This is a genomic window from Candidatus Hadarchaeales archaeon, from assembly GCA_038736355.1.
GTDB lineage: Archaea > Hadarchaeota > Hadarchaeia > Hadarchaeales > WYZ-LMO6 > WYZ-LMO6.
Map to the genome: position 1 here is coordinate 77408 of JAVYML010000001.1, position 12812 is coordinate 90219.

General features: G+C 59.9%; 5 protein-coding genes. 2 read left to right on the top strand and 3 right to left on the bottom strand.

The window, feature by feature from the left end:
• Nucleotides 1-68 precede the first annotated feature (68 nt).
• Nucleotides 69-863 carry a P-loop NTPase gene (locus QXG22_00405; protein MEM0358463.1) on the top strand — a complete coding sequence of 265 codons (795 nt, stop codon included), beginning with the start codon at nucleotides 69-71 and terminating at the stop codon, nucleotides 861-863.
• On the opposite strand, the gene QXG22_00410 is transcribed toward QXG22_00405, so the two are convergent.
• Nucleotides 817-10266, bottom strand: a complete 9450-nt coding sequence (locus QXG22_00410) for a hypothetical protein (GenBank protein MEM0358464.1) — start codon at nucleotides 10264-10266, stop codon at nucleotides 817-819. The genes QXG22_00405 and QXG22_00410 overlap by 47 nt on opposite strands.
• Nucleotides 10267-10371: 105 nt before the next feature.
• On the opposite strand from QXG22_00410, the gene QXG22_00415 reads away from it, so the two are divergent.
• Nucleotides 10372-11010, top strand: a complete 639-nt coding sequence (locus tag QXG22_00415; GenBank protein MEM0358465.1) for a hypothetical protein — start codon at nucleotides 10372-10374, stop codon at nucleotides 11008-11010.
• A 35-nt stretch (nucleotides 11011-11045) separates the two neighbouring features.
• Here the strand turns inward: QXG22_00415 and QXG22_00420 are convergent, their stop codons facing one another.
• Nucleotides 11046-11825 carry an AAA family ATPase gene (locus QXG22_00420; GenBank protein ID MEM0358466.1) on the bottom strand — a complete coding sequence of 260 codons (780 nt, stop codon included), beginning with the start codon at nucleotides 11823-11825 and terminating at the stop codon, nucleotides 11046-11048.
• Nucleotides 11826-11897: 72 nt separating this feature from the next.
• A complete protein-coding gene (locus QXG22_00425; protein ID MEM0358467.1) occupies nucleotides 11898-12809 on the bottom strand; it encodes a hypothetical protein in 912 nt (303 codons plus the stop codon).
• Nucleotides 12810-12812: the final 3 nt, after the last annotated feature.

The following is a 12812-nucleotide window of genomic DNA, read 5'->3' on the forward strand; positions in this document are numbered from 1 at the left end:
TTCTTTATAATTGGGGGATTAAGAGGGTTGGCACCGGGCTATTTTAGGGTTCTAGGGAAAAGGAGAATGTGCCCACGAAGACCAAAAAAAAGCTTCCAGCCCTCCTCCTCAGGCCCCCCAAGAAGGAAAAGGGAGTGGAAATCAAGCCCAGAGAAGCCAAGATCATAGGAGTCTTTTCCTGCAAGGGAGGGGTGGGAAAGACCACCGTCGTCTCCAACCTTGCCTCGAGCCTTACGGACCTCAAGCGGAAGGTTCTGGCGGTGGATGCCAACCTGGGAGCCCCCAACCTCGGCCTACACTTCGGGGAGCTCACCCCCAAGATCACCATCCACGACGTGATCTCCTCCGATCTTCCCATCGAGGAAGCCGTTCTGAAAATCCAGGGGATATCCATGATCCTGGGCTCCATAGCCTACGAGGACGAGGTGAAACCCCCAGATCTGCGCGAGCTCCTTTCCCCCCTCAAGAGGGATTACGAACTCATCCTCTTGGACTCAGCCCCAGGGATAGGGAGTGAGGTGGTAGCAGCCCTCAAAGCCTGCACGGGGATGATCATCGTCACCAATCCCTACGTACCCACCATAGCCAGCACCCTCAAGACCTTTAGGGCGGCCGAAAAGTACAGGGTCCCCATCTTGGGGGTGGTGGTCAACAGGGTGGCGGGGGAACCCTTCGAGCTCTCGATAGGGGAGATAAGGAAAGCCCTGGGCTGGCCCGTGATAGGGGTGATTCCGGAAGACAAGAGGGTGAGGGAATCCACGGCGGCTGGCATTCCCGTGGTGAAGTATCGCCCCAGATCCAAGGCCGCCGTCAAGCTCAGGGAGCTCGCCTCCTTCCTTTCCGAGCGCCTGAAGACCCTCTAACCCTCCTCTTCAGCACCTCCCTTCTCTTACGCTTCACCACTTCTTCTAGGACCTCCCAGGAGGCCAGTTCTTTCCTCGCCCTCCTCCTCAGTTTTTCCATTTCCAGCTGGGTGAGACCCGCCTTCTTTCTCCTCTCCCTGATGAACCTTTCCAAGGCCTCCACCGCCACCCTCTCCGGTTTGGCCAGGCGCCTGCGCACTGGCACCACCTTGGGCATGCCAGCCCTGCGCAGGAGGGAGGAGAGCCTCGCCAGACTCTCCCTTTCCCTGCTGCTTAACCTCACCCTCTCTCTAAGCACCTTCCTGCGCTCCCTTTCCGTGGCCCTCTTGAGGAGACCCATCATCCTCCCATACCTAAAGGACCAGCTTACTTGGTAGAGGGAGAAGCCCAACATTGCCAAGATCATGCCCAAGAAGATCAGGAGAAGGAGGGTGGAAGAAGGGGCTGCCGGCACTTCGAAGACGGGGAGGAGGGAAACGGGTGGGAGGGGAACCGGTTTCACCCTCTGCCCGTAGAGGAGGAAGGTACCAAGTTCTTCCGTCCTGAACTGGAAGTAGAGGTACTCCCCGTCCTTCCCCGAGACCTCTAGGTTGAGTTCCTCTAGGGAGGGAATCCTCTTCACCCTTATGGTCCTCACGTCTATTCTTTCCTCCCTTATCCACCGACGGCTCACCTTCACCTCCACCCTCGCTTGGGAAAGGGGAGTGTCGGGGGTGAGATGGAAGTATCGGTAGGGAACCGAGTCGGAGGGGAGGTGGAGGGGGAAATCTTCCGCCTCCCAGATCACCATCGTTACCCTTCCACTCTCCCTCACCTCGATCTCAAGCTTGTGAAGACATGTTCCCAGCCAGCTCAGCTCCACCGTTCTCGAAATCCCCGCCTCCATATAGTCCAGCTGGACCTCACGCTGGGAGGGGGGTGCCCAACCCTTCACCCCTACCTTCCACTCCTCGAGAGGTACCCACTCCAGGGCGAAGGGGGGCCCACCCACGATCACCCATCCCCAGCCCGCAACCGTCACCGCCTCCGCCTCCCATCCATCCAGCTTCCTCCATCCATGGGGAGCCACGATCCCTCCCACCCTGTTCTCCAGCTGCACCCATCCCTTCATGGGAGGACCCTTCATGGAGAAGTTCCTTCCCTCCACCATCCTCCAGGAGGCAGGATGTTGCACCATCACCCTCCTCTCCTCCAGCTTCCTCCATCCCACCCCTCCCCTCGCCCCGATATTCCACTTCTCCACCTCCCTCCAAACGGCGGAGATGGTCCTGGAGGAAACCGTGCTTCCTTCCAGCCTTACCCATCCCCTCTCTTCCCGAGCGGAAAGACCGGCGCTCCAGTCCTCCAGACGCCACCATTTCCTTATGGTGAAACTCCACACCTCGGTGAGGTTCTCATGGCCCGCTTCATCCCTTGCCCTCACCCTCCAGTAGTAGGTTCCGGGAAGGGAGAAACCCACGATGAGGTAGTTTTCATGCGTGTTTTCCGCATGGACGAAGGGCCAAACCATCCCCGGCTCGCTGTCCACCACGAACTCGTAGAGAACGGAGGTATTGTCCCTCGCGCTCCTCCACTTGAACATGAGGGTGAAGGTCTCCACTTCCATCCCATTGGCGGGTGAGAGGAGCTCCAAGCCCGAAGGAGGCCAGAGGTCCGTGAAGAAGGAAAAGGTGGGGGAGTTCTCACTTTCCTTTCCGGAGTTGTCCCTAGCCTGTACCCTCCAGTAGTAGGTGAGGTTGTCCTCGAGGGGAGGCCAGACCTCCCAGCGATCGTTCTCCCTCCAGTCGGAATCCGCCACCACGTTTTCGAAGTTCTCGTCCACAGCCACCCATATCCTATGGAGGACGGGCTGGGAGATGTCCCAGGAGGGTTGCCAAACGAGGAGGGGCGAGGGAACGCCCACCACCTTCCCGTTCTCGGGGGAGAGGGGAAGGGGAGCGGGTGGTGAAGCGTTCTCCACCCTGAACCACCATGAAGGAGTTTCGAAAACATTACCCGCCTTGTCCACGGCCAAGACCCTCCACTCGTAATCGTTGTCCGGGAGGGAGAGGGGAACCTCCCACCAGTTCTCGAGAATCCAGCCCGAATCCAGGTAGTTCTCCACCACACCCTTCCTACAAACTAGGACCCTGTACCTGAGGGGGGTGGAATTGTCTGTTCCCTCCCTCCAGGTGAGGACGGGCTGGGAGTTCTCCAGCGTAGCCCCGTTATCGGGCCAGAGGAGGGAGACGTCCTGGGGAGGAAGCGTATCCAGCCTGAACCAGCGCACCTCCGAATGTTCTCCTTCGTTCCCCGCGTTGTCCTTGGACTGGACCCTCCAGTACCAGATCCCGTCTGGTAGGGTCAGATCCATCTTCCAGTTCTCCCCTTCCAGCCATCCCGAGCTCGCGTTTTCATAGGGGAACTCCCCGTGGTCGCTGAGGATCACCCTGTACCTCACGGGTAGGGAGTTCTCGCCCACGGAACTCCACCGGAACTCCACCTCCCTGAGGCTCTCCCCGTTCTCCGGGGAGAGGAGGGAAGGGGCGGGGGGTGGGACCCTGTCGAGCTGGAAGGTACGGGGAGGGGTGAAGGGACTCCAGTTACCCGCTCCATCCCTGCTCCTCACCTTCCAGGTGTAGATCCCGTCCACGGGTAGGGGTGGCACCTGCCAGAAGTTCTCAGACACCGTCACATCGTAAACCGTGACCGGACCGTACTCCACCTTCACGTTGTAGCTGAGCGGGAGGGAGATGTCCCACACACTTTCCCATCTCAGAACGGGGGTACTGTTGTTCAGGTTTTCGCCTTCGGCCGGGGAGAGGAGGAGGGGGGCAGGGGGAGGGGTGAGGTCCACCCTGAAGCTCCGGATGGAGGAAGGCGCGGGGCCCTCGTTCCCCGCGTTGTCCCTCACGAAGACCCTCCAATAGTAGATGTTCTCCTGCAGGGGGGAGGGAACCCAGTAATTCTGCTGGATCCAGCCAGAATTCTCCACCAACCGCGTGAAGAGCCAATCCAGGGCCAACTGCACGAAGAAGCTCAGGGGGCGGGAGTTCTCGGGTGGAGAGGACCAGGTGAGGAGCGGGGTGGGAGTGTTCAGGTTCTCACCGTCAGCGGGAGAAAGGGGAGTGGGGGCCGAGGGGGGAAGGGTGTCCACCCTGAAGGTCCGGATTTCCGACCACTCCCCCACCAGACCCAATACGGAGGCCCTGACACGCCAGTAGTACAGATTATCGGGAAGGGGGGAAAGAGCGTAGCAATTCTCGGTCAGCACCTGGTCCAGGAGCAAGGAGGGGAAGTCCTGGAACCATCCCTCCACCACGCAAAGGTCCACGTGGAGGATCGTCCTGACATCGCCGGGGGTGTCCTCTAGATACCTCAGGTGGATCGCCCCATCCACCAGATACTTTGGCAGTTCCAGCGAGTCGAAGGAGAACTGCAGGGTCCTTTCCTCCCCTCCAAGCATGCCCAGGAACCTCCAGCCACTTCTCTCCCACACGTATACCCCCACGTTCTCATCCCCGCTCGTCCTGCCTTTCACCTTCAACACGTAGTGGGTGGCCTGTGGTACGTTCTCTATCCTGTGTTCCCAGTTGAGGGTGTTGTCCTCCTCGTTCTCCGCTATGTTCTCGCAAATCCCATCCTCCCACCAGGTGTTCTCCAAGGATCCTCCCACCACCTCCCCCCTTCTGGAAGAACCGTCCACCAGCTGCAGGGGCTCGCTTCCCACCCTGGCGTTCTCCGTTCTCCACTCGGGCGCCTCGGAGGAGAGCTGGAGCCTGTAGTTGTCCGCCAGGAAAACGGCTTCCCAGCCCAGCGTGGGTGCATTCTCTTTCATGTTCCTCCCGTTCTCGGGGAAGAGGAGTACGGGCGCCCGCACGTTCGCGGGAAGGAAGACCGTCCACTCCTCCATCACCCCCCACCAAGCCTGAACCGTGCGAACCGCATCACTCCAGCCTTCCAACCACCCCCAGCCCGAGAAGGGGGCCTCAATTCCGCCTCCCCATCCCTCCAGTATCCTCCAGCCCGAGGGAGAGGACGCGTGACCCTCCCATCCCTCCAGCACCTCCCATCCCGCTGGCGCCTCACTCCCAACTGTCCATCCCTCCAGCACCTCCCACCTGCACACCCTGAACCACCTGACCTCAGACCATTCACTCGCGTTCCCCGCGAGGTCGAGAGCCCTCACGCGCCAGCTGTAAACTCCCGGGGAAGGAGGCACCCAGGTGTAAGTACTCTCTTCCACCTCCCCATTCTCGTGGAGGATGGGGGAGAGGTTCTGCCCCGCCCCCACCTGCAGATGGTAGCCATCCACCCCGGAGGGAGCATCCACGGAAGAAGTCCACCCCAGCTGGATGGGCCCAAGCTCCAGGAAGGCACCGTTCTCGGGGAAGAGGGGCTCCACCCCGGAGGGAGGAGTATTGTCCACACCGAAGAGACGGTTTTCCGACCATGGCCCCACGTTCCCGGCGTTGTCCCTGGCCCTCACCCTCCAGAGGTACCTTCCCTCGTCCAGCGTGGTGGCGAAGGAGGTGGAGTCCGTCCACACGTTCTCCCTCACCAGCAGGCTGGGATAGTAGAGGATCACCAAGTTGTAGGTAACGGGGAGGGAGTTTTCCTCCACCGCTCCCCAGCTCAAAATCGGTGAGGTCTGCACCCACCTGTCGTTCTCCGGGGAGAGGAGGGAGGGGGCGGAGGGAGGAAGGGTGTCCACGCGGAACCTCCTCCAGTCGGAGAAGAGACCCGTGTTGCCGGCATTGTCCCTGGCTAGGACCCTCCACCACCAGATACCGTCCTCCTTGAAGGAAGTCTCGTAGCTGGTGGAGGAGATCCAGGCATTCTCCGCTATGTTGACCTTATCGGGGGAGACCTCCACGTAGTACGTCAGCGGAAGGGAGTTCTCCGGTGGGGCCTGCCAGGTCAGGGTGGGGGTGTTGTCCCCCACGTTCTCGCCGGCCAAAGGACTCAGGGGAATGGGCTTGGCCGGGGGTACCGTATCCACCCTGAAGCTCCAGACCTCGGACCAGGGGGAGTTCTCCCCTCCCCTGAACATCCTCACCCTCCAGTAGTAGAGGTTGTCCTGGAGTCCGTTCTCCAGCTCGTGGGAGGTGACCGTGAGGCCTCTCTTCCAGTAGATGATGGGCTCGGAGAAGGTGGGCTCGTTGTCCACCTGGAGCTCGAAGTTGTCTGCGGGCTGGAGGTTCTCCCAGCTCAGGGTGGGGGTGGTATCCCTGGTGTTGGTCCCGGAGGGCGGGGAGAGGGGGAGGGGGGAGGGAACGGGGGAAGAGAGGGTTGAGGTCCAAGAATCGAGGGAGTACCAGAAAGCGGGAAGGAAGGGCCTGGCCGTCCAGTTCTCCAGTACCCTCCAGAGAAGAAGGGAGGAAATTCCCAGCATCCAAGCTTCGGCCTCTCTCCAGCTGGAAGGCTGAGAAGAGGAAGCGCCCAACCATCCCTCCACTTCCTTCCAGGACGCCCCCGCGTTTACCAGGACTTCCCTTTCCTCCAGCTCTTGCCAGCCTGCCCCACTCTTTCCTTCTCCCGACCAGCCTTCCACTTCTCTCCACCGAATGAGGGTGCCCGTTACCGCCATCCAGTCTTCTACTCTCACCCACTGAATCCTCGCTTCACCATTCGCGTCCCAGCAGTCCTGCATCCTCCATTCGGCCGGTCCTATACCCTCTTCCCGCCAGCATTCTAGGGGACTCCAGTTGGAAGTGGTGGCAAACCAAACAGAACCCCCCTCTAAAGCCTTCCAGAAGGCTGGAGCCTGGAAAGCGACCCTCCAGCCCTCCACCTCTAACCAAGAAGATGTTGCCTCCATCCCTCCGTACCACAAGTCCTGGATCGACCAACGGGCTGGGGCCCAAGCCATCATCGTCCAACCCTCCAGCGCCCGCCAGCCCGAAGGAGAAGGAAGACCAACCGTCCAACCCTCCAGAGCATACCAGACCCATTGAGTGCAAACCGTTATCGTCCAACCCTCCAGTGTCCTCCAGGCGGTTGGAGAAATCGATTGTAACTGCCATTCCTCCAGTTTCCTCCAACCGGCTACCGTCTCCGTTCTCTCTATCCATTCCTCCAGTTTCCTCCAGCCCGAGGGGGAGGGGAGCCATGCCTGCCATTCCTCCAGTTTCCTCCAGCTGGAAAGCGCCTCCTTCCTTCCCGTCCATCCCTCCACCTCTTGCCACCGGGCGGATGCCCCTGCGCTCCCCCACCTAGAGTCCAGGGACTTCCACCAACTAGGGGTCCCCATGGAAGCGATCCACCCCTCGAGGGAAGACCAACTCCCGATCGCTAGAGTACCCATGGACCAGCCGTCAAGCTCCTTCCAACCCGCTTCCGCCAGGAGGGAAACCATCCATTCCTCCGCCTTTTGCCATCCGGGGAGATACCCGGCACCCACCCTCCATCCCTCCAGCACCTCCCACCTGCACACCCTGAACCACCTGACCTCCGACCACTCTCCCGGATTTCCCGCGTTGTCCCATGCCCTGACGCGCCAGCAGTATTCCCCTGGCTCTAGGAGGAGGGAGGAACGGTTTTCCGCGGAGTTCTCCCTCCACTTCGGGGAGGAAAAATCAGGGTCGGTGTCCACCTCTGCCTCGTACCACCTTATCCCCGCCCCCTCGTCCGTCGCGTTCTCCCACTCCAGCTCCACCTGCTGACCAACGCAACCCTCGTTCTCGGGGCGGAGTAAGGTAACCTTAGAAGGAGGAGTGTTATCGACCCTGAACCACCTTCCACCCGACCAACCGCTCCAGTTCCCCGCATTGTCCTTTGCCCCCACCCTCCACCAGTAGGTGCCCTCAGGAAGGAGGAGGGAGAGAGAAGTAGAAGTAGTCCAGAGCTCCTCCACCTTTAGGTAGAAGTTTTCATCGTAAGCGAGGAGGAAGCCGTAGAGGACGGGGAGGGAGTTCTCCTGAACGGACTGCCAGATGAAAACTGGGGAGGAGGTTGTCCAGCCCCCGTTTTCGGGCTGGAGTTGACCAGGAACTTGCGGGGAAAGGGTGTCTATCCTGAAGGAGCGGGTCTCTGAGAAGAGACCCGTGTTGCCGGCATTGTCCCTGGCTAGGACCCTCCAGTAATAAACCCCATCGGGAAGGGAGGGGAAAACCTCCCAGCAGGAGGATGAAACCCAATCCTTTCTCACCACGTTCTCGGGCTCAAAGTATCTCGAGATTGAGACCTCCACGTAGTACGTCAGCGGGAGGGAGTTCTCCAGTGGGGCCTGCCAGGTCAGGGTGGGGGTGTTGTCCCCCACGTTCTCGCCGGCCAAAGGACTCAGGGGAATGGGCTTGGCCGGGGGTACCGTATCCACCCTGAAGCTCCAGACCTCGGACCAGGGGGAGTTCTCCCCTCCCCTGAACATCCTCACCCTCCAGTAGTAGAGGTTGTCCTGGAGTCCGTTCTCCAGCTCGTGGGAGGTGACCGTGAGGCCTCTCTTCCAGTAGATGATGGGCTCGGAGAAGGTGGGCTCGTTGTCCACCTGGAGCTCGAAGTTGTCTGCGGGCTGGAGGTTCTCCCACTCCAAAATGGGGGAGATCCGGGTGTTGTACCCATCATTGGGGAAAATCAGACTGGGCCGTGGGACGGGAGAAGAAGAGAAACAGGACCAGGAGTCGAAAGGAAGCCAGGAACCCTGAAAAACTTGGAAGGAGGCCGACCACCTCTCCGTCTCCCTCCAAGCTCCGGTGATTCCCCCCACACTTCCCTGCCAGCTCTCCACCCCCCTCCAGAGGGGCTGGGTCATCGCCACACCACCAAAACCTTCCAGTTTGTACCAGAAAACGGAAGAGGGAAGGAACACCGCATATCCTTCAAGGACCTGCCAGACCGCTGGAGAGGTCGTGAGGATCATCCACTCCTCCATCCTTTCCCAGTCCCCTCTCGTCGAACAGGATCCTCCCCATCCCTCCAGTTCCTTCCACACATGCGGTGCCACCACCGTCCCCATCCACCCCTCCACCTCTCGCCAAGAAGCCCGGCCGGCCGAGCCCGTCCACCAGGACTCCAGTTCTTTCCAAAGACGGACGGTGAAGTAGTAGTTCTCGGACCAATCGCTCTCCCATCCCGCTCCGTCCCTGGCCTTCACCCTCCAGCGGTAGCTCCCGCTTTCAAGGGCGTTCTCCAGCGAGTGCACGTTTTCCGCGAGGAACAGGCGATAGAGGAGGCTCAGATCCTCGTATACTTCCAGCTCGTACGTGACGCCAGAAATGTCCTCCACCCCGCTCCATCCCAGGGTGGGAGTGGGGGTCTCCACGGTGGCCCCGTTCTCGGGAAGGGAGGGGGAGGGGGTGGCGGGTGGAGTGTTGTCGTAACCCACCTCCGCCTCCGCTCCCGGAGGGGCCCGCTCGTAGTTCCCCCTGTCATCCCACGCCCTGGAATAGAACTGGTAGTGCCCCTGTCCGTTGGGGGGAACAAAGGGGAAGGTATAGGGAGGGGTGGAGAGGTTGTCGTAGAGGGTCCAGGAGCTCCAGCTGGAGTTGTCGGGGGAGTAGCGGAACCAGAGCTCCACGTTCTCCACGGACCCATCGTTATCATGGGCCTCCACCTCCACGAGGATGGGGGAGGAGGTCTGCCAGTAGGGGAAGAGGGGCTTAACCAGGGTGAAGGGGAAGACCTTCAGGGTGAAGGTGTAGGGCTGGGACCAGTTCTCGTTCCCTGCCCCGTCCACGGCGCAGACCCTCCAGTGATAGGGTGAGAAGTTCTCGCAGAGCTTGTTTTCGAGCCTGTGTTGATTCTCCGTCAACCCCGTTTTCCTGTAGAGGGGTGAACCGAAGTCAGGGTCGTTGTCTATTTCCAGGATGTAGCTCACGCCGCTCGAGTCCCAGACGCTGGACCAGAGGAAGAGGGGCTGATCTTCCAACAAATTGTCCCCGTCCATGGGTGAGAGGGGGGAAGGTGAGGGGGGAAAGACCGTGTCCACGGTGAAGCTCCTGACCTCCGACCAAGGGGAGCTGAGGGCTCCGGCCTTGGCCCTGACCTTCCAGTACCAGATGCCATCGGGAAGACCCGGAGAGGGGACCGTGTACTCGCTGGAGGTGGAGAAGACGTTGATCTCGGGGGAAATGAAGTTGGGATCGTTGTCCACCAAAAGTTGATAGGAAGTGGCTCCTTCTACGTCCGACCAGTCGAGGGTGGGAGTGGCTATGGGGAGGAAGGAAGCGTGGAGAGGACGGAGCAGCTGGGGAGGCCCCAGCGTCCTCACCCCTCCCTCCCAGCTCTCCAGAGCCGACCATCCCACCGTTCCCTCCCCTCCACCCGTCCAGCTTTCCAGCTCATACCAATCCTCGGCCAGAACGGGAGAAAGGGAGGAAAAGAGGAGCAGGAGGCTCAGGAGGAGGGAGAGGGAAGCCTCTGTCCTCTCCGCAGGGGAGGAATCCCTCCTCTGGACCCTCTCGCAGGAGACGGTGCGCACCTCCACCCGCCAATGAAACCTCTCTCCCTCCCCTCCCTCGCCGGTTTCCCAGGGAAGTTTTGTTTCGATTTAAATCGAAACCTTAAAAAGGAAAGTGGAGGAGGGAGAGGGGTGAGGAAGATAGACAGGGTGATGAGGGAGATCCTCCACCAATACCACGAGAAGGGAAGGAGGTTCTTCAACCAGAAGGAGCTGGCGGAAAACTGCGGTCTTTCCCTGGGAACGGTGAACCCCCTCATTTCGAAGTTCGAGCTCATGGGGATGGTGGAGAGGAGGCCCTTGGGCTTCAGACTGGTGGATCCCAAAAGGATGCTCCTCTACTGGGCGGCCACCAGGGAAATCTCTGGGGATGTGGTCTACACCACCTTTTCCGCCGAAACCCTTTCCAAGGTGGAAGAAAGGCTCTCCTCCCTCGGTCTCCTCACCGCCCACTCCGGATACAGGAGACTTTTCGGTTTCTGTCCCGTGGACTACTCCAGGGTTTTCGTCTACGCTCCCCCCGAGGAAGTAAGGAGGATCTATGGACCCAAGAAGAAAAGGCCCAACCTCTTCGTCCTTACCCCCGACGAGCACCTCCTGAGGCTGGGGAAAAAGGGAGCCGTGCCACCCGTTCAGCTCTACGTGGATCTTTGGCAACTGGGCTCGCTGGCGGGAAGGTTGCTGGAGGACCTCGAACACAGATTGGGGGAGGCGCCGGCCAGGGCAGTGGAGGAGGTGGCCAGGGAAAGGACTCAGCCTAGGGAAACGTAACTCCTTGAACCATCGAACTTCGGGAGGGACTGGGACTACTTCTTGGAACCCCTCTTGGCCTTCTTCTTGGCCTTCTTCCTGACCCTCATGCGCCTGAGGTAGGAGAGGAGCTGAGAGGAGAGCTTCAGATAACCCAGCGCCGCGGGAGAGCGGGGGGCCCAGAGCACCACGGGGGTTCCCCTCGTGATGCTTTCCGGAACCATCTCATCCTCGGGGATCTCGGCAAGCGAAGGCCAGCCCAACGTCCTCCTGATTTCGGAGATGGGTATTTCCCACCTCTTCCCCGTAACCCTCGTGAGGACGCAACCTATCACCGGAACCTTCAGACGCTCTGCCATCCTCAGGGTCTGCAGGGTGCCCGCTATCGCGGGGATCTGGGGCTGGCAACAGACGATGATGGCATCACAAACCCTCATGGCTGCCGTGACCTCTGGGGCGAAACCGGGAGCGGTGTCCAGGATGATGAGTTCGTATTTCTTCCTGAGAACTTCCACGATGGGGGAAAAATCCACGGCTGGAACCTCCTCCGTGTAAGCCACGGAACCCGGGAGGAGGTGAAGGCCATAGGGGGTCTTGATCAGGGCCTCCTCCACCCTCATCCTTCCGTACACCAAATCCTGCACCACCACGGGTGGGTCCACCACACCCAGATAGAGACCGAGGTTGGAGGCCGTCATGTTGGTCTCCATGATCACCACCTTCCCCTTTTTCTTCTGGGCAATGGCCGCCCCCAGATTGGAAACCGTGGTGGTCTTCCCCACACCTCCCTTCGCCGAAAATACCCCGAGCACAAAACCCCTCCTCCTCAAGACCAAGCCTCTCCCTCCAGCTGTTTCAACCCCTCAAAAGTCCCCATCATCCTACATCGTCAGGAATTACTTTAAAAATCACTTGGTGGAAAGGAGGAGATTCAGGATCCTGGAGGAAACCCTCTCCAAAACCCTCACCTTCTCATTGAGCTTGGAGAGCTCCCTCTTGTACTTGGTCTCCAACCTCTTCACTTCTCTTTTCTGTTCCTCCCTTAGGGTCTCGAGCTCATCCTTTCTGGAGGCCATCTTCTCATAGTATTCCCTGATCTCCTGGGCAAGACGTTTCATGGTCTCCAGATCCCCCGTGAGCTTTGCCAGCTCCGCCTTCGTCACCGCCTGCTTCACCACCACATCCATCTGGCTCACCATCTTCTCCAAGGGCTTCACCGTCTCCTCCAGGGTGGCGAGCTTGAGGGAAAGGTTGGTCACGTCCCTGAAACCACGCTGGAACTCCAGGAAGGCTGCCATCACCTTATCCGCCATCACTTCCACTTGATCCTTCAGCTGCTGAATCCTGAGCATGTTCTTCCTGGCCTCATCGGTCATTCCCAGGATGGTTTCCATCCCCTTGAACTGGGCCACGGTGGACCTGAACTCCTTCATTTCGTTCATCAGGCTCTTGATCATGTCCTCCAGGGCCACCAGCTTAGTATTCAGCTTCTCTATCTCCGCATCCCTCCTCATGATGGCGGCCCTGAACTCCTCGGGTCTTATCCCCTCTATGGCCATGAGGGCTTTCTCTGCCTTCGCCTTCAGTTCGGCGTTGTCCTTGGCCTGCGTGAGGACCATCGACCTTATCTCCCCAATCTTTTCGCTCAGGGTGGTGAACCTCGCATCGTAAACCTCCCTGAAGCTGGCGAGGGCAGTGACCTGGGCCTCCAGCTGATCAAGCCTCATCGCGAGGGGAGGTGACTTCTCACCCTTTTCCGCCGGCGGGGGGGCAGGATCTTCCTTTTTCTCCTCCTTCTCCCCTTTCTTCTTCAACTTCATCCT

What these genes read in the sequence shown, in the direction of transcription:
- QXG22_00425 (MEM0358467.1), bottom strand. Translation starts at nt 12,809, where the DNA reads ATGAAGTTGAAGAAGAAAGGGGAGAAGGAGGAGAAAAAGGAAGATCCT.